The sequence below is a fragment of the Pedococcus sp. P2_D9 genome, assembly GCF_056404275.1.
In genome coordinates this window covers 32,090-55,128 of the sequence record NZ_JBFUEI010000007.1, presented here as the reverse complement: position 1 = coordinate 55,128, position 23,039 = coordinate 32,090, and the positions used below count along the sequence as shown (strand labels likewise).

General features: G+C 70.2%; 22 protein-coding genes and 1 other RNA gene. 10 read left to right on the top strand and 13 right to left on the bottom strand.

Features of this window, described 5'->3' with window-relative positions; genetic code table 11:
* Positions 1 to 97 precede the first annotated feature (97 nt).
* From AC1DXJ_RS12620 to AC1DXJ_RS12610, 3 genes are read left to right on the top strand one after another with little or no spacing between them, the layout of a single operon-like run.
* Complete coding sequence (locus AC1DXJ_RS12620; protein ID WP_477637126.1) at positions 98 to 1,132, top strand: lysylphosphatidylglycerol synthase transmembrane domain-containing protein; 1,035 nt, start codon at positions 98 to 100, stop codon at positions 1,130 to 1,132.
* On the top strand, positions 1,129 to 1,839 hold the full coding sequence (locus tag AC1DXJ_RS12615) for a RibD family protein (protein ID WP_477637125.1): 711 nt from the start codon (positions 1,129 to 1,131) through the stop codon (positions 1,837 to 1,839). The genes AC1DXJ_RS12620 and AC1DXJ_RS12615 overlap by 4 nt, the downstream gene beginning before the upstream one ends.
* A gap of 51 nt (positions 1,840 to 1,890) precedes the next feature.
* Complete coding sequence (locus AC1DXJ_RS12610; protein ID WP_477615174.1) at positions 1,891 to 2,514, top strand: hypothetical protein; 624 nt, start codon at positions 1,891 to 1,893, stop codon at positions 2,512 to 2,514.
* 39 nt (positions 2,515 to 2,553) lie between these two features.
* Here AC1DXJ_RS12610 and AC1DXJ_RS12605 read toward each other — a convergent pair whose 3' ends face one another.
* The gene (locus AC1DXJ_RS12605; RefSeq protein WP_477615173.1) at positions 2,554 to 3,354 is read right to left on the bottom strand and encodes a phosphatase PAP2 family protein; all 801 of its coding nucleotides are present in this window, start codon (positions 3,352 to 3,354) and stop codon (positions 2,554 to 2,556) included.
* Between the two features lie 153 nt (positions 3,355 to 3,507).
* Positions 3,508 to 3,874: a transfer-messenger RNA gene (ssrA, locus tag AC1DXJ_RS12600) on the bottom strand.
* Between the two features lie 264 nt (positions 3,875 to 4,138).
* Here ssrA and AC1DXJ_RS12595 point away from each other — a divergent pair.
* Complete coding sequence (locus tag AC1DXJ_RS12595) at positions 4,139 to 4,792, top strand: fasciclin domain-containing protein (protein ID WP_477615172.1); 654 nt, start codon at positions 4,139 to 4,141, stop codon at positions 4,790 to 4,792.
* Positions 4,793 to 4,879: 87 nt separating this feature from the next.
* Here the strand turns inward: AC1DXJ_RS12595 and AC1DXJ_RS12590 are convergent, their stop codons facing one another.
* Positions 4,880 to 5,299 (bottom strand): winged helix-turn-helix transcriptional regulator, encoded by a 420-nt coding sequence (locus AC1DXJ_RS12590; protein WP_477615171.1) that lies wholly within the window; start codon positions 5,297 to 5,299, stop codon positions 4,880 to 4,882.
* Between the two features lie 84 nt (positions 5,300 to 5,383).
* Here AC1DXJ_RS12590 and AC1DXJ_RS12585 point away from each other — a divergent pair, with 84 nt between their 5' ends.
* On the top strand, positions 5,384 to 5,995 hold the full coding sequence (locus AC1DXJ_RS12585) for an NAD(P)-dependent oxidoreductase (RefSeq protein WP_477615170.1): 612 nt from the start codon (positions 5,384 to 5,386) through the stop codon (positions 5,993 to 5,995).
* Positions 5,996 to 6,015: 20 nt separating this feature from the next.
* Here the strand turns inward: AC1DXJ_RS12585 and AC1DXJ_RS12580 are convergent, their stop codons facing one another.
* On the bottom strand, positions 6,016 to 6,591 hold the full coding sequence (locus tag AC1DXJ_RS12580; RefSeq protein ID WP_477637124.1) for a hypothetical protein: 576 nt from the start codon (positions 6,589 to 6,591) through the stop codon (positions 6,016 to 6,018).
* 306 nt (positions 6,592 to 6,897) lie between these two features.
* On the opposite strand from AC1DXJ_RS12580, the gene AC1DXJ_RS12575 reads away from it, so the two are divergent.
* Entirely contained in the window at positions 6,898 to 10,275 is a 3,378-nt protein-coding gene (locus AC1DXJ_RS12575; protein ID WP_477615168.1) for a pyruvate carboxylase, read from the top strand.
* Positions 10,276 to 10,416: 141 nt separating this feature from the next.
* On the top strand, positions 10,417 to 10,590 hold the full coding sequence (locus tag AC1DXJ_RS12570; RefSeq protein WP_477615167.1) for a CsbD family protein: 174 nt from the start codon (positions 10,417 to 10,419) through the stop codon (positions 10,588 to 10,590).
* Between the two features lie 137 nt (positions 10,591 to 10,727).
* Here the strand turns inward: AC1DXJ_RS12570 and AC1DXJ_RS12565 are convergent, their stop codons facing one another.
* The 8 genes from AC1DXJ_RS12565 to AC1DXJ_RS12530 form a co-directional block, all read right to left on the bottom strand.
* Positions 10,728 to 12,650 carry a DUF2207 domain-containing protein gene (locus AC1DXJ_RS12565; protein ID WP_477637123.1) on the bottom strand — a complete coding sequence of 641 codons (1,923 nt, stop codon included), beginning with the start codon at positions 12,648 to 12,650 and terminating at the stop codon, positions 10,728 to 10,730.
* Between the two features lie 4 nt (positions 12,651 to 12,654).
* Entirely contained in the window at positions 12,655 to 13,140 is a 486-nt protein-coding gene (gene smpB, locus AC1DXJ_RS12560) for an SsrA-binding protein SmpB (protein WP_477615165.1), read from the bottom strand.
* A gap of 123 nt (positions 13,141 to 13,263) precedes the next feature.
* Entirely contained in the window at positions 13,264 to 14,607 is a 1,344-nt protein-coding gene (locus tag AC1DXJ_RS12555; RefSeq protein ID WP_477615164.1) for a peptidoglycan DD-metalloendopeptidase family protein, read from the bottom strand.
* Positions 14,608 to 14,725: 118 nt separating this feature from the next.
* Positions 14,726 to 15,631 (bottom strand): permease-like cell division protein FtsX, encoded by a 906-nt coding sequence (ftsX, locus tag AC1DXJ_RS12550; RefSeq protein WP_477615163.1) that lies wholly within the window; start codon positions 15,629 to 15,631, stop codon positions 14,726 to 14,728.
* A gap of 93 nt (positions 15,632 to 15,724) precedes the next feature.
* Entirely contained in the window at positions 15,725 to 16,414 is a 690-nt protein-coding gene (gene ftsE, locus AC1DXJ_RS12545) for a cell division ATP-binding protein FtsE (RefSeq protein WP_477615162.1), read from the bottom strand.
* 151 nt (positions 16,415 to 16,565) lie between these two features.
* A complete protein-coding gene (prfB, locus tag AC1DXJ_RS12540) occupies positions 16,566 to 17,681 on the bottom strand; it encodes a peptide chain release factor 2 (protein WP_477615161.1) in 1,116 nt (371 codons plus the stop codon).
* A gap of 124 nt (positions 17,682 to 17,805) precedes the next feature.
* The gene (locus AC1DXJ_RS12535) at positions 17,806 to 19,212 is read right to left on the bottom strand and encodes a GntP family permease (RefSeq protein WP_477637122.1); all 1,407 of its coding nucleotides are present in this window, start codon (positions 19,210 to 19,212) and stop codon (positions 17,806 to 17,808) included.
* Positions 19,209 to 19,754 (bottom strand): gluconokinase, encoded by a 546-nt coding sequence (locus AC1DXJ_RS12530; protein WP_477615159.1) that lies wholly within the window; start codon positions 19,752 to 19,754, stop codon positions 19,209 to 19,211. Before AC1DXJ_RS12530 ends, AC1DXJ_RS12535 begins: the two co-directional genes overlap by 4 nt.
* A gap of 149 nt (positions 19,755 to 19,903) precedes the next feature.
* On the opposite strand from AC1DXJ_RS12530, the gene AC1DXJ_RS12525 reads away from it, so the two are divergent.
* Entirely contained in the window at positions 19,904 to 20,707 is an 804-nt protein-coding gene (locus AC1DXJ_RS12525) for a FadR/GntR family transcriptional regulator (protein WP_477615158.1), read from the top strand.
* 18 nt (positions 20,708 to 20,725) lie between these two features.
* Here AC1DXJ_RS12525 and AC1DXJ_RS12520 read toward each other — a convergent pair whose 3' ends face one another.
* Entirely contained in the window at positions 20,726 to 22,132 is a 1,407-nt protein-coding gene (locus AC1DXJ_RS12520; protein ID WP_477637121.1) for a tannase/feruloyl esterase family alpha/beta hydrolase, read from the bottom strand.
* Between the two features lie 137 nt (positions 22,133 to 22,269).
* Between AC1DXJ_RS12520 and AC1DXJ_RS12515 the strand changes: the two genes are divergently transcribed.
* Complete coding sequence (locus AC1DXJ_RS12515; RefSeq protein WP_477615156.1) at positions 22,270 to 22,602, top strand: PadR family transcriptional regulator; 333 nt, start codon at positions 22,270 to 22,272, stop codon at positions 22,600 to 22,602.
* Positions 22,599 to 23,036: a hypothetical protein gene (locus tag AC1DXJ_RS12510; protein WP_477615155.1), complete on the top strand. Its 438-nt coding sequence runs from the start codon at positions 22,599 to 22,601 to the stop codon at positions 23,034 to 23,036. The genes AC1DXJ_RS12515 and AC1DXJ_RS12510 overlap by 4 nt, the downstream gene beginning before the upstream one ends.
* The last annotated feature ends 3 nt before the right edge of the window (positions 23,037 to 23,039 follow it).

Sequence of the window (23,039 nt, the reverse complement as noted above, 5' to 3'; positions counted from 1 at the left end):
GGGACAGGTCCGCGTGGGAACCACCCTGGAGGGGCGTGCCGTGCCGATGACTGGACCTCACCCCGACTGGTCGCGCGGGGCAAGAGGTGTGTCAACCGTGGCGCTGCGCGTGGGCGGCTCGGTCGTGACCCAGCGCCTTGGTGGGGCGGCCGTCCTGGGGTTCGTCGTGTGGCAGCTTGGCCTCGGCTCGTCGCTCCACGCCTTGCGGGCCATCGACGCGTGGTCGCTCGGTGCGGCCTTGGTCCTCACCGCGGCCACGACGGTCTGCTGCGCCTGGCGGTGGAGCCTCGTGGCCGCCGGGCTCGGTGCGGACGTGCCGCTGCGCCCAGCGGTGGCGGCCTGCTACCGCTCCCAGTTCCTCAACACGGCGACCCCAGGTGGGGTGCTCGGGGACGTCCACCGCGGTGTGCGGCTCGGTCGCCACCACGGCGACACGGGCAAGGGCCTCCGGTCCGTCATCTGGGAGCGCAGCGCCGGCCAGGTCGTGCAGGCCGTGATGGCCCTTGTGGCGTTGACAGTGCTCCCCTCTCCCCTACGACCCGTCCTGGGATGGGTGTGGGTGGCCGCGGTGGTCGGAGCGGCAGGCGTCCTCGTCGGGCGTCTGGCTCGGCGTCGACCGGACGTCGGCTGGGTGAGCGCGCGCGTCACCGCGACCCTGGCGGAGCTGCGCCGGGCCCTCTGCGCCCGGCACACCTGGCCGCTGGTCGTCCTGGCATCCGCGCTGGCCGTCATGGGGCACGTGCTGACGTTCGTCGTGGCGGCCCGGACTGCCGGGGCGACCGCACCGACGGCACGGCTCGTGCCCCTCGCCTTCGTCGTGCTCGTCTCCATGGGGGTGCCCCTGAACGTCGCCGGGTGGGGGCCGCGGGAAGGTGTGGCGGCCTGGGCCTTCGGGGCGGCCGGACTCGGCGCCGACGCCGGACTGTCGACCGCCGTGGTCTACGGAGTGCTGGTGTTCGCCGCGAGCCTCCCGGGGGCGGTCGTGATGCTCGTGGCGAAATCTGGGCGCACTCACCCGGCGCGGGCGCAGCTCGCGGAGGCGGTCCCCGCGGTCCCGGTTCCCGTTCTCGTCTCCGTCCCCGTCCCCGTCGTGCACTCCGCTCGCCCCGACGGCCCGGGAACAGGCTCGTGACCGACCGCCCCTACACCCTGCTCAGCTGCAGCATCTCGATGGACGGCTACCTCGACAGCGCGTCAGCGGGGCGGTTGCGGCTGTCGAACGCCGCCGACTTCGACCGCGTCGACGCCGAGCGGGCCACCTGCGACGCCATCCTCGTCGGGGCCGGCACCATCCGCGAGGACGATCCCCGGTTGCTCGTGCGCTCCGCCGCGCGCCGCGCCGACCGAGTGGCGCGCGGCTGTCCTCCGTCCCCGACCAAGGTCACGGTGACCACCGGGGGCCATCTGGACCCGGACGCAGCGTTCTTCCTCGCCGGCGGCGGCGAGAAGCTCGTGTACTGCCCCAGCGGGGCGGCCGCCGCTGTGCGGCGGCGGTTTGGCGAGGTGGCGACGGTTGTCGATGCGGGCGAGCCGGTGAGGCTCCGCGGAGTCGCCGAGGACCTCCACACCCGGGGCCTGCGCCGTCTCATGGTGGAAGGTGGCGGTTCGGTGCTCACCCAGTTCCTCACCGAGGACCTGGCAGACGAGCTCCAGCTGGTGGTCGCCCCGGTGTTCGTCGGCGACTCCGGTGCAAGGAGGTTCGTCGACGACGGCCGTTTCCCGTGGTCCGAAGAGCGCCGCGCCACCCTCGTCGAGGTGCAGCAGATCGGTGACGTCGCCCTCCTGCGGTACGCGCTCTCCGCACGGTTCCGCTCGAGCTGGTCGGACGGGGACCGTTGAGCACAAAGGTCGTCGACGGGCGCCCGTTGCCTCACTGGCAGACTGCGTCCCATGTCGTCGTGGTCCATCCAAGCCCTCGGGTGGGCAGGTTCAGCCCTGCTCATCTTCTCCCTGCTCCAGCAGCGCGTCCTGCGCTTCCGGCTGCTCAACCTCACGGCGAGCTGCACGCTCATCCTCTTCAACGCGATGCTGCACGTCTGGCCGATGGTCGGCATGAACACCGTCACCGCGGGCATCAACGTCTGGATGATCACCAAGCTGCTGCGTGAGCGCGGCGACGAGTCGGTCTACGAGGTGGTGGCCGTCGGTCCGGACGAGTCCTACCTCCAGCACTTCCTCAAGGTCCAGGGCAAGGACATCGCCCGGTACTTCCCCCAGTTCGACCCGGCCGACCTCGGGACCGGCCGCAGCGCCTATCTCGTCGAACGCGGCAACGAGACCGTCGGGGTGGTCGTCGTGCGCGATGCCGGAGACGGCGTCGCCCAGGTCGAGCTCGACTACGTGACGCCCCGCTTCCGCGACTTCTCCCCCGGCGAGTTCGTATACCGCAGCAGCGGGTTGTTCCGGGGCAAGGGCATCCGCCAGATCGTGACGCCCCCGGGCATGGTCAACCCCTACTACGCGCGCCTCGGTTTCCGCGAGGAGGGCGACCACTGGGTCGCCGACCTGGCCTGACCCACCGGCGCGTGCGTGCCGTCCTCGACATCGGATTCGTCAGCGGCCTTGCGTCTCACGACGGACCGTGAGGAAGAGGCGGTGCGCCGTGATCACTGCCGCCGCCCACGCGAGTCCCAGCGCCCACCCCGCCACCACGTCGGTGAGCCAGTGGTGGCCGAGGAAGACCCGGCTCAGTCCCATCGTCACGACGAAGACGGCACCCACCGCCACGCTCACGATGCGTGCCCACGCGGCGTCGAGGCGACGGAGGACGAGGTAGACCAGGACTGCAGCGAGCACCGTGGCGTTCAGCGTGTGCCCGCTCGGAAAGCTCGGCGAGCTCTCGTAGGGCGCCACGGCTTCGGACAGGGGCGGCCGCGCCCGGCCGATCAGGGCCTTTCCGGTGGTCGTCATGGCGAGCGAGCCGATCGCCGCAATCACCATGAGCACCAACGGAGTTCGGGACCGCCATCGCCAGACCATGAGCAGGGTCAGGACGGTCGCGACGATCGGCATCCCGATCGGCCCGCCGACGTCGGTGTAGAGCGTCACCGCGTGGTCGAGACCGGGTGTGCGCCAGGCGATCGCCTGGTCGAGCACCGGTTGGTCGAGCCCCGCGATTCCGTCGGCGTCGACCACCGCCTCGTAGACCTCGGTCGCCGCGGCGGTCAGCGCCACGGCGGCGGCGCCACCGACGAGGGCGGTCACGACCAGGACGACGTGCGCTGCGCTCCACCGGGCGAGCCCGACGGCCCGGCGCACGACCACCGACGCCAGCCGGCGGCCAAGGGAGGTTCGCCAGTCGGTCAGGTCGCGGGACCCGATCCGCTCTTCGGCCGAGGTGTCGTCGCGCAGCATCGGGCCATCCTCGCAAAGCCGACCAGTCGGCATACCCACTGGCCTGCGGCATTGCCGGTATGCCGCGCGGCCGGGGTGGTGCCCCCGGGCACCACGAAGGCCCGGTCGCGAACGACCGGGCCTCGAGGCTGAACTGCCGTGTGAACACCGCGGTGGTGGAGGTGGCGGGAATTGAACCCGCGTCCATTGACGGGAAACCAGGACTTCTCCGGGTGCAGTGCGCTAAGGATTTTCTCGGCCCCAGTGCTCGCACGCACACGTCCACTGACAGGCCCAGTCGAGTAAGAGTCCCGCGCAGCCCCTCGACATGACTACGCAGCAAGTTCTCTAGTTGACGCCAGACACTGAGACGAGAACTAGCTCAGGCTGACGGACTTTGGAGCTCGCTCAGGCGGCGAGGGCAAAGTCGGTGCGCTTGGAATCGGCACCTATTGGTTTGCCAGGAGCGTTAACGAGATAACCAGGCATCCTCGACCCGCTTCCCCTGAAATGCCGACCAATGTCGAAACCGATCACCCCCGTGCTCCTGCGAGTGCAGGGGTGTTCACACGACCGCTGTTCAGTTGTTGCTGTTCCCAGCCTACCGTCCAACAGCGACAGCCCCTCACGCATTTCCCTCGGCGCCCATTTCTGTCGCACGAGCTCTCCGGGGCAAATCTGTCCAAGGTTTGTCCAATCTGGTCCCCGGCCGCCGCCGAATCACCTGCGCAGGGTCCGGGCGCGTGACACGCGGTGACCACAGCCCGGGACCACCACACCGCAGTGGATTCCTGGAGGAACAGACATGATCGCTCGACGTCTCATGACCGCCGTGGCCGCCTTCGGCCTCGCGGGCACTGCCGCCCTGGCCGGCGCGCCAACCGCCTCAGCGCACGGGGCCGGCCACGGCACGGACCCGTCCGCGACCGGCACCCGGAGCCTGGCCGCCGTCCTCGCCGAGGACGGCTCCGGCTTCGACCACCAGTGGAACGACTTCGACATCGTCGACAACGCGGTGACCGCCGTGCTGACCGCCAAGCCCGGCTCAGCCGTGGGCGTGCTGGCCGACGGCACCGTCCCCCTCACGGCGTTCCTGCCGACCGACAGGGCCTTCCGCCGGCTCGCGTCGGACCTCACCGGCAAGCGCTACACCTCGGAGTCGGCCGTCTTCGCCGATGTGGCCTCGCTCGGCATCGACACCGTGGAGGCGGTGCTGCTCTACCACGTCGTCCCCGGCGCCACGGTGACGTACCGGCAGGCCCTCCGCTCCGACGGCGCGACCCTCACCACCGCCTCGGGTGGGACCGTGCAGGTCGACGTGGTCTGCAGGCACTTCGTGCAGCTGGTGGACGCCGACCCCGACGACCGCAACCCCTGGGTCGTGGCACCCGACCTCAACAAGGGCAACCGTCAGATCGCCCACGGGATCTCTCAGGTGCTTCGCCCGCTCGACCTCTGAGCGACCCAGCGCGAGGCGCAGCCGCGGCCGCAACCTGGCCGTGGCTGCGCCACGTCGTGCAGGTATGCCGCCGTGCGCAGTGCGGCCTCAGCCTCCGGCAACCGACGCCTCCTGCGCCACGAACTCGTCCCGAGCAGCGAGGATCGTGCTGACATGCGTCTCGGCCCAGTCCGTGAGCACGGCGATCGGCCCTCCGAGCGAGATCCCGAGCTCGGTGAGGGCGTAGTCCACCCGGGGCGGCACCTGGGCGAAGACGGTGCGAGTGAGCAGGCCGTCACGCTCCATCGCGCGGACCGTCTGGGTGAGCACCTTGGGCGCCACGCCACCGACCCGCGCACGCAGCTCGGTGAAACGCAGCGGACCACCGGCCAGAGCGCCGATCACCAGGACCGTCCACTTGTCGCCGATCCTGTCGAGCACCACCCGGGTGGGGCAGTCGGGGTCGAAGGCGTTGCCGCGTCCCTCGCCGGGAGCCTCGACAGCCGTTCTGGCCTGCTTGGTAACCATGAGGTACTTATAGCACGTTGAAGTGCTCAGTAACCAATGGTTACTGTCGTCCACGTCAGCACGGACCCCACGGAAGGCACACCCATGAAGATCGCCCTGTTCGGCGCCAGCGGCATGATCGGCTCTCGCATCGCGACCGAGGCCCTCTCGCGCGGCCACGAGGTGACCGGCTACACGCGCAGCGGCTCCCCTCTCCCCACCGGTGCCGTCGCCGCCACCGGCGACCTCGCCGACGAGACCGCCGTGAAGGAGGCTGCCACCAGCCACGACGTGGTGGTGTCGGCGACCGGGCCGAGCCGCACCGGGGGAAGCCACGAGGCATGGCTGGCAGCGGTCCAGAACCTCGTCGACCACGCTGCCGGCGCGCGAGTGCTCTTCGTGGGCGGCGCCGGCTCCCTTCTCACGCCGGACGGCACGCGCCTGCTCGACTCACCAGGCTTCCCCGTCGAGTACCTCGCCGAGTCACGCGCCGGCGCCGCCGCGCTCGACATCTTCCAGGGTGCACCCGACGAGCTCGACTGGACGTTCTTCTCCCCCGCGCCCGTCATCGCCCCGGGCGAGCGCACCGGTGCCTACACCGTGGCGCTCGACACCCCCGCGGGCGATTCGATCAGTGCCGAGGACTATGCCGTCGCCCTGGTCGACGAGCTCGAGCGTCCGCGGCACCGTCGCCAGCGCTTCACCGCAGCGAGCTGAGCGGGGCTGGTCCAGCACCCTCAGCGGCAGGCACGGGGCTCGGACTGCGCCCTGAGCCGCTTGGCCTTGGTCGGTGTGGGGCGGCATCCGTGGCCGGCCGCCACCCGACCGCGGAGGCCGAGCGCCTTCCCGTGGGCGCGGCCGTCGTCGCTGCGCTGCAGCCATCCCCGGGCCAAAGCGCCACCTCCCGGCAGGGAGATCGGCAGGCCCACGGGAGCCACTCCCCCGGCGCTGGTGGTGCCGGAGCTGCCCGGAAGCGCCAGCGCCTGTGCCGGCAGCGCCGTCCCGCCGTCATCGGAACCCGCTGAATCCACTGCACCCCCCACCGCTCCGCCCCCGGCCCGGGACGACGAGCCACCCGAGGCGTGACCGGGCGAGCCGTCGCGGGTCGGGCGGGTGGTCGGGCGGGTAGGGACGGCCGAGGGGCGCGCGGTGTGAGGCGCCTGGGCCTGCGGGCCCCCGGTTGCGCGACGCTCGCCGCCCGTGAAGATCGTCGCGGCCACCACTCCCACGGCGAGAAGGAGCGCTGACACCATCACGGTGGCGATCACGCGGGAGATCACGACGGGGGCCTTGCGCACGTGCCTGCCTGCCATGAGCCGCCTCGGTTCGACGTCGACGCCACCGGAGTGCCTGCCCCGCCTGCGCCGGGGCCCCCTGCACGCCCGTCCAGCGTAGCCATCGGGCGGGCCCGCAGGCAGCCCCCCACCGCGGTCGTCCGCAGGCCGTGCGGCGGGGCGACGCGCGCCTTCGCGCGCCCGGAGCACACGGCATACCCGCAGTGGTTGGTCCGCATGGCGGGCGCGCCGTCTCACGAGTCGGGACCTCACTAGGATCGGACGCACGCCGCACATCCCCTCACCGGACCCATCACCCCTGGGTGCCGATCCCCTGGAGGTCACGTGTTCAGCAAGGTCCTCGTCGCCAACCGTGGTGAGATCGCGGTCCGCGCGTTCCGCGCCGCGACCGAGCTCAACGCCAAGACGGTCGCCGTCTTCCCCTACGAGGACCGCAAGTCCGAGCACGTCCTGAAGGCCGACGAGGCCTACCGGATCGGTGACGAGGGACACCCGGTCCGGGCCTACCTCGACCCAGAGGGCATCGTGCGCACCGCCGTCGAGGCGGGTGCGGACGCCGTCTACCCCGGCTACGGCTTCCTGTCCGAGAACCCCGACCTGGCCGAAGCGTGTGCGAATGCCGGCGTGACGTTCGTCGGGCCGCCGGCCTCGGTGCTGCACCTGACGGGCAACAAGGCCCGCGCCATCGCCGCCGCGAAGAAGGCCGGACTGCCCACGCTCAAGGGTGCCGAGCCGAGCACCGACATCGACGCCCTCGTGGCTGCCGCCGAGGAGATCGGCTTCCCGATCTTCGCCAAGGCGGTCGCCGGAGGCGGCGGTCGCGGCATGCGGCGGGTGGAGCGGCGCGAGGACCTGCGCGACTCGCTGGAGGCCTGCATGCGCGAGGCCGAGTCCGCGTTCGGTGACCCGACGGTCTTCCTCGAGGAGGCAGTGGTCAGCCCGCGGCACATCGAGGTGCAGATCCTCGCCGACGGTGCGGGCAACGTCATCCACCTCTTCGAACGCGACTGCTCCGTGCAGCGACGGCACCAGAAGGTCGTCGAGATCGCCCCGGCCCCGAACCTCCCACCCGAGCTGCGCGAACAGATGTGCGCCCACGCGGTCGCTTTCGCCAAGGAGATCGGCTACGTCAACGCGGGCACCGTGGAGTTCCTCCTCGCCCCCGACGGCCGCTACGTCTTCATCGAGATGAACCCGCGCATCCAGGTCGAGCACACCGTCACCGAGGAGATCACCGACGTCGACCTGGTCAGCTCCCAGCTGCGCATCGCCAGCGGCGAGACCCTCGAGGACCTGGGCCTCTCGCAGGACACCTTGCAGATCCGCGGCGCGGCGCTGCAGTGCCGCATCACCACGGAGGACCCGGCCAACGAGTTCCGTCCCGACACCGGACGGATCACGACCTACCGTTCGGCCGGAGGCGCGGGCGTCCGCCTCGACGGCGGGACGATCTTCGTCGGGGCCGAGATCGGCGCCCACTTCGACTCGATGCTCGTCAAGCTCACCTGCCGCGGCCGGGACTTCCCGACCGCAGTGCGTCGGGCCAGGCGCGCGCTGGCCGAGTTCCGGATCCGCGGCGTCTCGACCAACATCCCGTTCCTCCAGGCCCTGCTCGAGGAGCCCGACTTCCAGGCCGGCCGGCTGACCACCGCGTTCATCGACGAGCGCCCCGAGCTGCGCACCGCGCGAGTTCCCGCCGACCGAGGCACCAAGCTGCTCACCTACCTCGCGGACGTCACGGTCAACCAGCCGCACGGCCCCGGGCGCACGCGGGTCTCCCCCCGCTCCAAGCTGCCCGCGATCGACCGCGCGACTCCCCCGCCGCCCGGTGCGCGCGACCGGTTGTTGCTGCACGGCCCCCAGGCGTTCGCGGAGGCCCTGCGGGCCCAGGAGGCGGTGGGGGTCACGGAGACAACGTTCCGCGACGCCCACCAGTCGCTGCTCGCCACCCGGGTCCGCACCCGTGACCTCATGCACGTCGCCCCGCACGTCGCCCGGCTGACGCCCCAGCTGCTGTCCGTCGAGGCCTGGGGAGGCGCGACGTACGACGTGGCCCTGCGCTTCCTGGCCGAGGACCCGTGGGACCGCCTCTCGCGCCTGCGGGAGGCGATGCCCAACCTGCCGCTGCAGATGCTCCTGCGCGGGCGCAACACGGTCGGTTACACCCCCTACCCCACGGCCGTGACCGACGCCTTCGTCACCGAGGCCGCCAGCACCGGCATCGACATCTTCCGGATCTTCGACGCCCTCAACGACGTCGGGCAGATGCGCCCCGCCATCGACGCGGTCCGGGCCACCGGCACTGCCGTCGCCGAGGTCGCGCTCTGCTACACCGGTGACCTCACGAGCCCCGCCGAGAAGCTCTACACCCTCGACTACTACCTGCGGCTGGCCGAGCAGATCGCCGAGGCCGGCGCGCACGTCATCGCCATCAAGGACATGGCCGGCCTGCTGCGGGCTCCTGCGGCACGCACCCTCGTCACGGCGCTGCGCGAGCGGTTCGACCAACCCGTCCACCTGCACACGCACGACACCGCAGGTGGGCAGCTCGCCACCCTCCTGGCCGCCATCGACGCGGGCGTCGACGCGGTGGACGTCGCCAGCGCAGCCATGGCCGGCACCACCTCGCAGCCACCGATGTCGAGCCTGGTCGCGGCCACCGACGGCACCCCGCGCGCCACCGGGTTGGACCTGGGCGCCGTCAACGACCTGGAGCCCTACTGGGAGGCGGTGCGGCAGCTGTACTTCCCGTTCGAGTCCGGCCTGCCCTCCCCCACCGGTCGCGTCTACACGCACGAGATCCCCGGGGGCCAGCTCTCCAACCTGCGCCAGCAAGCGATCGCCCTCGGGCTCGGCGACCACTTCGAGGAGGTCGAGGACATGTATGCCGCGGCCAACCGCATCCTCGGCAACATCGTCAAGGTCACCCCGAGCAGCAAGGTGGTCGGCGACCTCGCTCTGGCCCTCGTGGGCGCGAAGGCCGACCCGTCGGACTTCGAGGCCAACCCCACGAAGTACGACATCCCGGACTCCGTCATCGGCTTCCTCTCCGGCGAGCTCGGCGACCCACCCGGCGGCTGGCCCGAGCCGTTCCGCACCAAGGCGCTGGAGGGCCGCACCACCAGGCCGCGGGTCAGCGAGCTCAGCGAAGAGGACAGCGAAGCACTCGAGGCGAGCCCGCGGCACACCCTCAACCGGCTGCTGTTCCCGGGCCCGACCTCTGACTTCGAGAAGTCGCGGGATGCCTACTCCGACCTCGCCGTCCTCGGCACCCGCGAGTTCCTGCACGGCCTCGAGGTGGGTTTCGAGCACGAGATCGACCTCGAGCCCGGCAAGCGGCTGCTCCTCGGCCTGCAGTCGGTGTCCGACCCCGATGACCGGGGGATGCGGACCGTCATGTTCACCATGGGTGGGCAGCTGCGTCCGGTGCAGGTGCGCGACGAGCGGATCGCCGTCGACGTCAAGGCGGCCGAGAAGGCTGACCCGGCTGCGAAGGGGCAGGTAGCAGCCCCGTTCGCCGGGGTCGTCAGCCTCGCCGTCGAGGAGGGCTCCACCGTCGAGGCCGGCGCGGTGGTTGCCACGATCGAGGCGATGAAGATGGAGGCCAACATCACGGCACCGGTGGCCGGGACGGTCCAGCGGCTGGCCATCGGCCCGCAGCAGCAGGTGGAGGGCGGCGACCTCCTCCTCGTCCTCGGCTAGGGGCTTTCCCACGCCCCTGCCATGCCCCTGACCTGCGGTGATATCGATTTGGGGTTACGGTCGAAGAGCACGCGGTCAAGAAGCGGCTGTGTCAGCAGTAGAAACACCCAACGAGATCGCACCCAACCAAGGGAGCCCATCATGGGATTTGACGACAAGCTCGACAACGCCAAGGACAAGGCCACCGGCCAGGCCAAGGAGGCCACCGGCAAGGTGACCGACAACGAGCGACTCGAGGCCGAGGGCAAGGCCGACCAGACGGGAGCCGACCTGAAGCAGGCGGGCGAGAAGGTCAAGGACGCCTTCAAGGACTGATCGCCTTCACCCAGGCCTGACGCGGGTATGCCGCGTGCGAACCGCCCCCATCGGAGCGGTCGTGCGCGGCATCCCTGTGTCCGCCCCTGCGTCCGCCCCCTGTCCGCCCCTTGTCGCCCCCGAGCCGGCGCACACCCCTACCAGGAACCGCCCGAGCTCCCACCGCCCCCACCGCCGGAGAAGCCGCCACCGCCCGAGAAGCCGGAACCACCCGAGCTGCCCGGAGTGCTCGTGAACGTCCCGCCCGCAGTCGTGGCGAACGAGTCCATGTCCTGTGCGATGCCGTCGTAGTCGAAGCCGCCGGACCCGATGTACCAGAGGGGTGGGGTGAGGGTGTGTCCTGCGGCGGCTGCGGACTCCGCCACCTGGCGGAAGGTGCCGGCCCACTGCGAGGCCACGCCGAAGACGATCGCGTAGGGCAGGTAGCGGCTGAAGATGTCCTGCGCCTCCTCCCACTTGATCTGGTTGGCCTCCGCCGTCACGAGGTACTTCTTGAAGCCCTCGGACTGGGCCTTGACCGCGCTGCCGTCCGCGGTGCGGGCAGCCATGCGCCGCCCCAGGAGCGCGACGATGAACCCGGCGACTGCCGCGCCCCCCAGCAGGACGAAGGCCGGAGGGATCGGCGAACCGGTGCCTGAGCCGGCCCTGGCGAGGGGTCCGCCCGCCCACGCGCCCCCGAACACCGAGCCCATCACCATGATGCCGCCGAGGGCCGTCCACGTCCCGCGTTGGCCTTCCGGCGACCGACGGAACCACCCGCGTCGCACGACCTCGTCGTACATCAGCTCCTGGACCCGCTGGAGCGTGGGCTTGAAGGTGTTCTTGAGGCTGGACAGCGTCCGTGTCGGGGCGCTCTCGAAGAGGCCGAGCAGGAGCGCCTCCTCGTACGGCAGCAGCGCGGTCCGCGCCTGCTCCGCCGTCGGCGTGGTGCGGGTGAGTCGCCAGTCCTTGCTGCGCAGGAAGCCACCTTCCTCCTCGGCGATGGTCAGGTGGCCACGGGCAGCGAGGTCGATGATCGTGGCGGACACGTCGATCGTGTTGGCCACCTCGTCGATGACCGTGCCGACCAGACCGGGCTGGACGCCGTCCGGAGGAGTGAACCGGACCGCGATCGGCCCGTTACGTCCCTTGACGACCTGCCCGTCCTGCCCCAGCGCCGGAGTCAGGCCCGGCACCAGCCCGGCATACTGCTCGTCGCGACCGCGCGTGTAGACCAGGGTGCCCATCAGGCCGGCCGCGAGCAGGGGCAGCGTCACCCCCGCCCCCAGGGTGAGGTAGCCCAGCGCCTTGGACGTGTCGGAGGTGATGACGCTGCCGTCGTCGGACACGTTGCCCTCGTGCAGCACCGGGTCGAGCGACCCGAAGTCGGCGATCGGCAGCGACGCGAGGATCGAGACACCACGCCCGTTGCCAGCCTCGGGGGCGCTGAACTCGGCGCTCGCTCCCGGTGTCGCGGTGCACCGCTCCGTGGACYCGAACTCCCCGATGAAGCACTCGGCCCTGTCGCTGGGACTCGCCCCCGTCACCGTGGCGCTGACGTCCTGGTAGGTGTTGTCGTCCGACGCGTCGACCAGGTTGTAGTAGAGCTCTGCGTGGTCGGGGAAGCCGTTGACGTAGGAGCCGAGGTGGTAGCGCACGACGTAGGTCTGCGTGCCGCTCACCGTCTGGTCGGCCCGTCCGACCCGGATCCTCACCGAGGACCCGTCGGTGGCGTCGTCGACCGACACGTCGGCCGGTGCCCCGGACGGGGAGGAGGCCGACACGTCGGAGATCGGGTACTCGCGGTAGGCGTCCTTGCGGTCCTGGTAGCCGACCCGCACAGTGACGAACCGCTCGATCCCGTGGCGCTCCTCCCCCTGCGGGAAGTGCCAGGTGATGTTCTCGACGACGTCGACCGAGCCGTCGTGGTTGACGGAGATGTCGACGTGGAACCGGGTGGCCAGGTCATCGCTCGCCGCAGCCTGCGCGCTGCCCCCCGCAAGGACCATCGCAGCGAAGGCGAGCAGCACTGCCAACCCGGAGCCCACGGCATACCGGTGCGTCCCCCCGTGCAGGCGCATGTCCCTAGCGTCCCTCGCCCGAGGCTCGTCGCGCCTGGCTGAGGGCGCGCTGCGTGTCACGGGTGTCCTGGCGCTCGCGCAGCGCGTGTCGCTTGTCGTACTGCTTCTTGCCCTTGGCGATCGCGATCTCGACCTTCGCCCGGCCGTCCTTGAAGTACAGCTGCAGCGGGACGATGGTGTGGCCGCTCTCGGACGACTTCTTCATGATCTTGGCGAGCTCGGCACGGTGCAGCAGCAGCTTGCGGCGGCGACGCGGGGTGTGGTTGGTCCAGTTGCCGTTGACGTACTCAGGGATGTGCACGCCCTCGAGCCACAGCTCGTCGCCGCGCCAGGCGGCGTAGCCGTCGATGAGCGACGCACGCCCCTCGCGCAGGGACTTGACCTCGGTGCCCATCAGGACCAGCCCGGCCTCGAAGGTGTCCTCGATGAGGTAGTCGTGGCGCGCCTTCTTGTTGCTCGCCACCACCTTGCGACCCTGTTCCTTGGCCACTGCCCGTCCACGTCCTTCGATTTTTGGCTGCATCATCGCGTGGTCGAGTCCCGACCCAGCGAGGCCACGCTACCTGCACGACGGGGTATGCCGGCCAGTCGGTTTACCTGCGCCGTCGCCGGGTCACAGCCAACGACGTGGATCCTTGGGGGTGCCGTCCTCATAGGTCTCGAAGTGCAGGTGGCACCCGGTGGACGACCCGGTGGTGCCGACGTAGCCGATGATCTGGCCGCGCGAGACGTGGCCGCCGCGCACGGCATACCGGCTCATGTGGTTGTAGGTGGTCACGAGGTCGACGCCGCGGACGATGCCGTGGTCGATCATGATCCGGTTGCCGTAGCCCCCGCCCCAGCCGCGTGAGATGACGGTGCCGCTCGCGGCGGCACGGATCGGCGTGCCGCAGTCGGCCGCGAAGTCGCGCCCGGCGTGCAGCCGCCAGTAGTGCAGGATCGGGTGGTAGCGCATGCCGAACTCGGAGGAGATCCACCCTCCTGACGGTCGGGACAGGAAGCCACCGGAGGACGACGGCTCTGCCGGCACCTTCTTGCCCGCCCTGCGCAGGGCGGCCGCCCGACGAGCGGCCGCGGCCTTGGCGGCCTTGGCGCGGGCCACGAGGATCCTGTGCAGCCTCGCCTGCTCCTTCTGGGCAGCGACGAGCTGGGCCTTCTCGGCCTTGATCTGGGCCTCGAGCGCCGTGGACTGGGCGACCTGCTGGGCCGCGAGGGCGTCCAGCTTCTGCTTGGCCTCGGCCGCTGCGCCCCGCGCCCGCTGGGCCTTGGCCAGCGCGGCCTCCGCCTGCTTCTTGGCGGCCTGGACCTGCACCTTGAGGGCCTTGATGTGGGCCTCCTGGGCGGTCGCGGCGGCCCGCGCGGTCGCGAGCCGGGACAGCGACTGGTTCTGGACGTCCATGACCGTGTCGTTCATGGCGATGCGGTTGGCGAAGTCGTCCGGGGTGGTCGCGCTCAGCGCCACCGACAGCTGGCCCATCCCCTGGTCCTGGTACAGCTGGGAGGCGAACCGGGCCACGCGGGTACGGGTCTGCGCCAGCTTGGCGCGGGTGGCCGCGAGCTCGTCGACTGCCCGCGCCTCGTTGGCGCGGGCGACGTCGAGCTGGACGGCCATCTCGTCGTTGTACGCGTCCGCCTTGGACACTGCGGCAGTCGCTCGGTCGAGGGCGGCCTGCGCCACGGGGAGGGCGGCCTGGGTGCGACGCAGGGCGACGTACGCGCTCTTGAGGCTGGCCGAGGTGTCCTCGAGCTCGCCCTTCAGCGCGTCGATCTCCTTGTCCACCTGCTTCTTGGCCTTGCCCGGGTCGTCGGCGGGCGCCGAGGCGACCGAGGACGGGTGGCCGGGAGCAGCAGCGACCGACGACGGGGCGCCGAGGCCGATGGCGCAGGCGAAGGCCAGCCCGAGGGCCGTCAGGCGGACACGATGAGACGCGTACAGACGCGGGGGGATTGCGCTCATAGGCCTCATTGGTAACACACACCACACCTGTTTCCCGGGATTGAGACCTGTGACTTGTCCGATCAGCCCGCTGGGTGGCGGGGCCGATCGACGGGACCCGCCCGATGGCGGGTGGAGGTCAGACGCGCAGGTAGCGGCGCAGGGTGGCCCAGGACGTCAGGACCGACACCACGAGCATGAACCCGACCAGCCACGGGGCGACGAACCAGATGTCGGTCGTGCCCACCAGGGGCGCGTCCTGCAGCACGGCCGAGACCTTGGGCAGCAGCGAGTCAGCCGTCACCCAGAGTCCGACGATGGCCAGACCGGTGCCGGTGAGGGCCGCCAGCACCGTCTCCATGACGAAGGGCAGCCGGATCGTGAAGTTCGAGGCGCCCACCAGCTTCATGATCCCGGTCTCGCGTCGTCTGCTGAAGGCCGCCTGTCGGATCGTCGTGGCCATCAGCAGGACCGAGCACAGCACCATCAGTCCGGCGAGGAAGAGCGACCCGATGGTCACGACGTTCATCACGGTGAAGAGCTTGTCCAACGTCTTCTGCTGGTCCTGCACGCGTCCCACCCCCGGCGCCCCCTCGAAGGCACTCACCACGACGTCGTACTTCTTGGGGTCGCTGAGCTGGACGCGGAAGTTCTCCGGGATGTCACCGACCTGCAGGTAGTCCGACAGCGGCGAGTTCCGGTACTGCTCCTTGAACCGGTCGAAGGCCTGCTGCTCGGACTCGTAGTAGACGTTCTTGACGAGTGGCTTCATCTCGTCGAGCTGGGACCGCAACGAGTTCCGCTGCTCCTCGGTCACCGCCTTGCCGCCACAGTTGACGTCGAGCGAGTCCTTGCCGCACATGAAGATCGAGACCTGGATGCGGTCGTACCAGTAGCCCTTGAGGGTGTCGACCTGTCCCTGGGCGAGGAACCCGATGCCCATGAGGTAGACCGACACCATCGTCACCAACAGCACCGACACGGCGATGGAGAGGTTGCGGCGCAGGCCGATCGCGATCTCGCTGAGCATGAACTGCAGTCGCATGGGGGTGGGTCTCCAGTGCTTTCTGTTGTCGGGCGCTGCCGGGCGTGCCGTGCTGGCTGGGCGTCGGGGGCGGTGGGGCGTCGGGCGCGGTGGTCAGCTGCCGCTGCCGTAGACGCCCTTGTTCTCGTCGCGGATGATGTGGCCGTTCCTGAGCTCGACGACCCGCTTGCGCAGCTGGTCGACGATGTCGTCGTCGTGGGTGGCCATCACGATCGTGGTGCCGGTGCGGTTGATCCGGTCGAGCAGCCGGACGATGTCCAGGCTCGTGGTCGGGTCGAGGTTTCCGGTCGGCTCGTCGCACAGCAGGATCGGCGGCTTGTTGACGAACGCGCGCGCGATGGCGACGCGCTGCTGCTCACCACCGGACAGCTCGTGCGGCAGCCGCTTCTCCTTGCCCTCGAGCCCGACCATCTCGAGCGTCTCGGGGACGACCTGCTTGATGGCATGACCCGAGCGACCGAGCACCTGCAGCGCGAAGGCGACGTTCTGGTAGACGTTCTTGTTCGGCAGCAGCCGGAAGTCCTGGAAGACGGTCCCGATCTCGCGCCGCAGCCGGGGCACCTTCCGGTGGGGCAGGCTGCCGACATCCTGGCCCGCGACGAGCACGCTGCCCTGCGTGACGCCCTCTTCCTTGAGGACCAGGCGCAGCAGGGTGGACTTGCCGGACCCGGAGGCGCCGACCACGAAGACGAACTCGCCGCGCTCGATCTCGAGGTTGATGTCGCTGAGCGCCGGTCGGCTGGACCGGGCGTAGACCTTGCTGACGTTCTCGAAACGGATCATGCGCGTGAGGTGAGCCTTACGGGGGGACGAATGGGACGGCATACGGGCAATGCGCGCGAACGCGCACGACCCACCCGAGGATAGGTCGCCCACCGTGGTATGCCGCGCAGCGCCACCTCCTCGGCGTTGCGCCTGCGCCCCCGCGAGCCGACTACTGAGCGAGCTTTTCCTGCTCCTTGCGCCACCGGACCCCGGCCTCGATGAAGCCGTCGATGTCGCCGTCGAAGACCGCGGAGGGGTTGCCGACCTCGAACTCGGTGCGCAGGTCCTTGACCATCTGGTAGGGCTGCAGAACGTACGAGCGCATCTGGTCGCCCCAGCTGGCCTTGACGTCGCCGGCCATCTCCTTGCGCTCGGCAGCCTCCTCGGCCTGGCGCTGGACGAGCAGGCGGGACTGCAGGACGCGCAGGGCGGCGGCGCGGTTCTGGATCTGGGACTTCTCGTTCTGCATGGAGACGACGATGCCTGTGGGGATGTGTGTCATGCGGACAGCGGAGTCGGTGGTGTTGACGCTCTGGCCTCCGGGGCCGCTGGAGCGGAAGACATCGACCTTGATCTCGTTCTCGGGGATCTCGATGGAGTCGGTCTGCTCGATGAGCGGGATGACCTCGACCGCGGCGAAGCTCGTCTGGCGCCGCCCCTGGTTGTCGAACGGGCTGATCCGCACGAGGCGGTGGGTGCCGGCCTCGACGGAGAGGTTGCCGAAGGCGTAGGGCACGTTGATCTCGAAGGTCGCGGACTTGAGCCCCGCCTCCTCGGCGTAGGACGTGTCCATGACCTGGGCCGGGTAGCCGTGGCGCTCGGCCCAGCGCAGGTACATGCGCATCAGCATCTCGGCGAAGTCGGCGGCGTCGACGCCACCCGCGCCGGCGCGGATCGTGATGACGGCCGCACGCTCGTCGTACTCCCCCGACAGCAGGGTGCGGACCTCGAGCTCGCCGACGGCCTTCTGCAGCGAGGCGAGCTCCTTCTCCGCCTCGAGCATCGTGGCGGCGTCCCCGCCGTCTTCGGTGCCCATCTCGACGAGCACCTCGAGGTCCTCGATGCGAGAGTCCATCTCGACGACGCGCTCGTACTCGGAGTTCGCGCGGGACAGCGCCGACGTGACCAGCTGCGCGGCCTCCGGGTCGTCCCAGAGGTCGGGTGCCGACGCCTTGGCCTCCAGCTCGGTGATCTGCTGCTGGACGGACGCCAGGTCGGTCACCTCGCGCACGGAGTCCATGGTGTTGCGGAGCTGCTTGATCTCTTGCTGGAAGTCGACGGCCACGAGACCCAACTCTAATGCCCCACGGCTGTGCGCCCCGACCGCCGCAGAACCCGACCACACCACGACGCAGGTATGCCGCGCGGCTGGGCCGCGCGGCATACCTGGGCTTCCTGCGGGGGGAGGGTCAGACGACCAGGCCGAGGAGGAGGACGAACACCAGGCCCGACACCGACAAGAGCGTCTCCATGAGCGACCAGGTCTTGATGGTCTGTCCGACCGAGAGGCCGAAGTACTCCTTGACCAGCCAGAAGCCTGCGTCGTTGACGTGCGAGAAGAACACCGATCCGGCGCCGATGGCGAGGACGAGAAGGGAGACCTCGGGGGCGCTCATACCAGCGGCCAAGGGCGCCAGGATGCCGGAGGCGGTGACCGTCGCGACGGTCGCGGAACCCGTGGCGAGCCTGATCATGACGGCGACCACCCAGGCGAGGAGGAGGATGCTCACGCCACTGCCCTGCACCCAGTCGGCGACGAGGCCGCCGATGCCGGTGTCGACGAGAGTCTGCTTGAAGCCACCACCAGCGGCGACGATGAGCAGGATGCCGGCGATGGGCGGAAGCGACTTCTCGAGCGAGGAGGAGAGCTCCTTGGTGCCCATGCCGGCGCCGCGGCCGAGGGTGAACATGCCGACGATGACGGCGATGAGCAGCGCGATGAGCGGCGTGCCGAGGAAGTCGAGCACGGTGCGGACCGGGTTGTCCTCGGCGGCGAAGATGTCGGCCAGGGCCTTGCCCATCATCAGGACGACGGGGGTGAGGACTGCGAGCAGGGTGACGGCGAAGGTCGGGCGCTGGAGCCTGGCCTCGCGCTCGTCGTCGGTCGCGAACAGCTCAGGTGCGGGGACGTCGACCCAGCGGCCTGCGAAGCGGGCGAACAGTGGACCGGCGATCGCGATGGTCGGCAGCGCCACGAGGACACCGAAGGCCAGGGTGATGCCGAGGTTGGCCTTGAGGGCGTCGATGGCGACGAGGGGTCCGGGGTGCGGAGGCACGAGGCCGTGCATGGCCGACAGGGCGGCAAGGGCAGGGATACCGACCTTGATGATGGACAGCCCCGAGCGGCGGGCGACCAGGAAGATCACCGGCATCAGCAGGACGAGGCCGATCTCGAAGAACATGGGCAGGCCGATCAGCGCGCCGACGCCGGCCATCGCCCACGGGAGGGTGCGCGAAGAGGATCGGCCGACGATGGTGTCGACGATCTCGTCAGCGCCACCCGAGTCGGCCAGCAGCTTGCCGAACATCGCCCCGAGGGCGATCAGGGTGCCGACCCCGGCCGCGGTCGACCCGAATCCCTTGGTGAAGCTGGCGATGGTGTCGGACATCGCCACGCCGGCCACGGCGCCGACGGTGAGTGACCCCAGGGTCAGTCCGAGGAACGGGTGCAGCTTGAAGCGGGTGATCAGCAGGACGATGACGGCGATGCCGAGCAGCGCCGCCGGGATCAGCCGGGCGGCGGGGATGTCGGGCAGCGGCGCGGCATCAGCCGCGCTCAGGGCCGGCTGCAGCAAGGAGAGGAAGTCGGTGTTCACGGCTGGGTCACGCCTTTCGAAGCGAGGGAGCTGAGGATGGTCAGGGACTGGTTGACGAGGGTGTCGACGGGCTGGTCCACGTCGAGCGCGGCACCGATCTCGTCTGGCTGGAGCAGCTCGAGGGTCGCGAACTGCGAGTCGATGAGGGCGGCCGGCATGAAGTGCCCGGGACGCCCCGCCACGCGGGCGGCCAGCACGTCGCGGTCGCCGTGCAGGTGCAGGTACACGGCGTGCGGGCCGGCGAGGGTGAGGACGTCCCGGTAGTCGCGCTTGAGCGCGGAGCAGCTCGCGACGCCCCCAGTGGAGCCGTGGTCAACCAGCCAGGCGCTGATGGCCTGGAGCCACGGGCCGCGGTCTTCGTCGTCGAGCGGGATCCCCGCCGACATCTTGGCGATGTTGGCCTCGGGGTGGAAGTCGTCCGCGTCCGCGAACGGGACGCGCAGTCGCTGGGCGAGGGCCGCGCCGACGGTCGTCTTGCCTGACCCGGACACCCCCATCATCACGACAAGGGGCGGTGCGGGACGTTCCATCACTTCAGGCATGGGCTGACTCCTGTGTCGGCTCGGGCTCGTCGTCGAGTTCCTGGAGATCAGGGTGAAGCATAAGAACCGTTTTAACAAGAGTCTTGGTCAAATAAATATTATTTATATCTTGACCCGTGCGGACACGTCCTGTCTGGCAGGCTTGGGCCATGCCCGTCGACCCCACCACGCCTGACGACCCCTCGACCCGGCCCGGGACCCAAGGCGGGACCGAGGCTGGGACCGAAGGCGGGACCGAAAGCGGAAGCGACGTCGGGCTGCACGCCAGCGTGCTCGACAAGCTGGGTCAGGAGATCGTGTCGGGCACCGTGCCGGTCGGCAGCGTCGTGCGCATCGACCAGCTGGACGCGCGTTTCGGCGTCTCGCGCTCCGTCGTGCGCGAGGCGGTGCGCGTGCTGTCGTCGATGGGCCTGGTCGAGACGCGGCGCCGGCTCGGGGTACGGGTGCGTCCCCGGTCGCAGTGGAACGTCTTCGACCCGAGGGTGATCCGCTGGCGCCTCGCCGGGCCCGACCGGGAGGACCAGCTCGTGTCACTCGGCGAGCTGCGGCGTGGTTTCGAACCCGTGGCCGCCGAGCTCGCCGCCGACCGCGCCACCCCCGAGCAGTGCGGCGCGATGGCCGCGGCCGTGATGGAGATGACCGTGCACGCCAAGTCCGGGGACCTGGTGGCCTACCTGGGGGCCGACAAGGACTTCCACCGCACCATGCTCGAGGCGTCGGGCAACGAGATGCTCGCCGCCCTGGCCACCGTCGTCGACGAGGTGCTCTCCGGTCGGACCCACCACGACCTGATGCCACGCACCCCGAACCCCCTGGCCATCCGCCTGCACACCGACGTGGCCCAGGCCATCGGCTCCGGAGACGGCAAGGCCGCCAGTGCCGCGATGGCCTCGATCATCGACGAGGCGAGCGCGGCCGTGCGCGGGGTCAAGGACGCCGGGCACGCCGACTGAGCCCCAGGCACCCCCGCCTCAGAGCTCGCAGGAGTTCACGAGGTCACCCGAGGCCGGCCGGGCTCGCAATCCGTCCGCCGGCGTCTGCACCCCGCGCTCGACCCACGCCGTGAGGTCGTCGAACGCCGTGCGCGCGCACGGCAGGAGAGGCCGCAACCGGTCGGGGAACGCGGCATACAGACCGTCGGTGTGGGTGCCGTCGGCGACGCTGTAGTAGCGGTGCAGCGCCCCGGCACCAGCCTGGTCGACCAGTCGGTCGTAGACGTCGCCGTCAGTGGCGGGCGGCAGCAGCGTGTCAAGGGTGCCCTGCACCGTGACCATGGGCTTGCCAATGGCCCCGGTGAGCTGCACGGAGGCCACCGCGTCCTTCACCGACTGGGGCCGCGACGTGTAGTCGTAGTCGGCGTCGCAGTGCGGAGTTCCGCTGGCGCAGAAGGGAGTTCCTGCCTTGAGGTCACCGTCGTAGGTCGGGTCGAGCTCCTCGCGGTAGATGCGCTGCGTCAGGTCCCAGTAGACGGTCTCGTGGAACGGCCACAGGAACTCCGACCCCGGCACGAACCCCGCACCGATGATCGCGTCGTGGGCCGCCTGGTCGCCGGTCGCGGCATACAGCGGGTAGTTCTTCAGCGCGGTGGGCAGGTAGGTGAGCAGGTTCGGGCCCTCGGCGCGGAACAGCGTGCCTTCCCAGTCGAGCCCGCCGTCGTAGAGGTCGGGGCGGTTCTCGAGCTGCCACCGGGTGAGGTAGCCCCCGTTGGAGATCCCGAACATGTAGGTGCGTGCAGGCGCCTTGGCGTAGACCTGCTTCAGGACCCGCTTGGTGGCGACGGTCAGCTCGGTGACGCGCTCGTTCCACTCGGCGATGGAGCCGCCCGGCGCGGATCCGTCGTCGTAGAACGACGCACCCGTGTTGCCCTTGTCGGTCGAGGCGAAGGCGTACCCCTTGCTCAGCACCCAGTCGCCGATGATGAAGTCGTTGGCGTACTGGGCGCGGACGCCGGGTGCCCCGCTGACGATGAGGCCGCCGTTCCAGTTGTCGGGGATCCGGATGACGAACTGGCTGTCGTGCTTCCAGCCGTTGTTGGAGTTGGTGGTCGAGGTGTCGGGGAAGTACCCGTCGACCTGGAGGCCGGGCACACCCGTGGGGTTCTTCGTCCCGGCAGCGTTGAGGCCGGCCCAGTCATTGGGGTTGGTGTGGCCGCTGGCGAGAGTGCCGGCGGTGGTGAGGTCGTCGAGGCACGCGACCTCCTGCAGCTGCGCTCCCGGCACTGCGACCTTGTCCTGGCGTGCACAGTGCCCGCCCTGCGGCTTGTCGGCGGCGGCGGGAGCAGCCGCGGCGAGCGCTCCCCCGACGGCGAGAGCGACCGCGGTGGCCAGGGCTCCGCTGCGGCGGCGTGACGTCACTGTCAGGGACGTGGTCAGGGGCATGGTGGTCATGCAACGCCCGCGGCGCGCGGCCCTCAATGTGGGTCCCCCACACAAACCCGGTATGCCGCGTGTGCAGCGCCGACCACCGCCGGCTCACCTCCCTTGTCCTCTACCTAGGGGCTAGGTAAAGTAAGACCATGACCCCACGTCCAGAGCCGCGTATGACGATCGCCACCCAGCTGGTGCTGGGTGCCCTGCTCGCCGACCCCGGTCGCGAGCTCTACGGCCTCGAGATCGGCGAACAGGCAGGGCTGCCGAGCGGGACCATCCACCCGATCCTGGCTCGTCTCGAGGGCATCGGCTGGGTGGAGTCGAGCTGGGAGGACATCGACCCACGAGTCGAGGGCAGGCCTCAGCGTCGCTACTACCGGCTCACCGCGACGGGCGCTGTCAGCGCTCGCGATGCCTTGTCGCGCGCATATCGCAGCCGTGGGACGCTGCGGACGAATCCACTGGGCGGAACGGCATGATGCCCGCACCCCTGCCTGCCAGGACGCACGGGGAGGCGCCACTGCGCTGGCCGTCTCGCATCGTGCGCCTCGCGACGCACGCTCTCCCGGCGGGCGCGGTGCGAGACCGCTACCGGCTGGAGTTCCTCGCAGAGCTCGCGGAGGTGCCCGGTCCACACCAGACCCGCCACGCCGCGCGCATCCTGACCCACTCCCTGGCATTGCGCTCGGCCGTCCGAGGCACCCAGGTCGCTCCCCTGGAGGCCATCATGACCACACCGACCAAGCCGCTCCTCTGCCGGACGAATCTCCACCACCGCTGGGAGTGGGCCAACACCCTGGACGGTGAGCGTTACATCCGGTGCTCGCTCTGTCTCAAGGAGCGCGAGACGGGGGCTGGCGGCAAGTGGACCGGGGGCATGAGCATGGGCGGCTTCAACGGCGGCGGAATGTGATCG

Excerpts from the sequence above, each read along its gene's own strand:
- AC1DXJ_RS12585 (WP_477615170.1), top strand. The coding sequence starts at position 5,384 with ATGAAGATCGCCCTGTTCGGCGCCAGCGGCATGATCGGCTCTCGCATC.
- AC1DXJ_RS12595 (WP_477615172.1), top strand. The coding sequence starts at position 4,139 with ATGATCGCTCGACGTCTCATGACCGCCGTGGCCGCCTTCGGCCTCGCG.
- AC1DXJ_RS12605 (WP_477615173.1), bottom strand. The coding sequence starts at position 3,354 with ATGCTGCGCGACGACACCTCGGCCGAAGAGCGGATCGGGTCCCGCGAC.
- AC1DXJ_RS12530 (WP_477615159.1), bottom strand. The coding sequence starts at position 19,754 with ATGCCTGAAGTGATGGAACGTCCCGCACCGCCCCTTGTCGTGATGATG.
- AC1DXJ_RS12570 (WP_477615167.1), top strand. The coding sequence starts at position 10,417 with ATGGGATTTGACGACAAGCTCGACAACGCCAAGGACAAGGCCACCGGC.
- AC1DXJ_RS12590 (WP_477615171.1), bottom strand. The coding sequence starts at position 5,299 with ATGGTTACCAAGCAGGCCAGAACGGCTGTCGAGGCTCCCGGCGAGGGA.
- AC1DXJ_RS12510 (WP_477615155.1), top strand. The coding sequence starts at position 22,599 with ATGATGCCCGCACCCCTGCCTGCCAGGACGCACGGGGAGGCGCCACTG.
- ftsX (WP_477615163.1), bottom strand. The coding sequence starts at position 15,631 with ATGCGACTGCAGTTCATGCTCAGCGAGATCGCGATCGGCCTGCGCCGC.
- AC1DXJ_RS12520 (WP_477637121.1), bottom strand. The coding sequence starts at position 22,132 with ATGCCCCTGACCACGTCCCTGACAGTGACGTCACGCCGCCGCAGCGGA.
- AC1DXJ_RS12515 (WP_477615156.1), top strand. The coding sequence starts at position 22,270 with ATGACCCCACGTCCAGAGCCGCGTATGACGATCGCCACCCAGCTGGTG.
- AC1DXJ_RS12580 (WP_477637124.1), bottom strand. The coding sequence starts at position 6,591 with ATGGCAGGCAGGCACGTGCGCAAGGCCCCCGTCGTGATCTCCCGCGTG.
- ftsE (WP_477615162.1), bottom strand. The coding sequence starts at position 16,414 with ATGATCCGTTTCGAGAACGTCAGCAAGGTCTACGCCCGGTCCAGCCGA.
- AC1DXJ_RS12525 (WP_477615158.1), top strand. The coding sequence starts at position 19,904 with ATGCCCGTCGACCCCACCACGCCTGACGACCCCTCGACCCGGCCCGGG.
- AC1DXJ_RS12555 (WP_477615164.1), bottom strand. The coding sequence starts at position 14,607 with ATGAGCGCAATCCCCCCGCGTCTGTACGCGTCTCATCGTGTCCGCCTG.
- AC1DXJ_RS12610 (WP_477615174.1), top strand. The coding sequence starts at position 1,891 with ATGTCGTCGTGGTCCATCCAAGCCCTCGGGTGGGCAGGTTCAGCCCTG.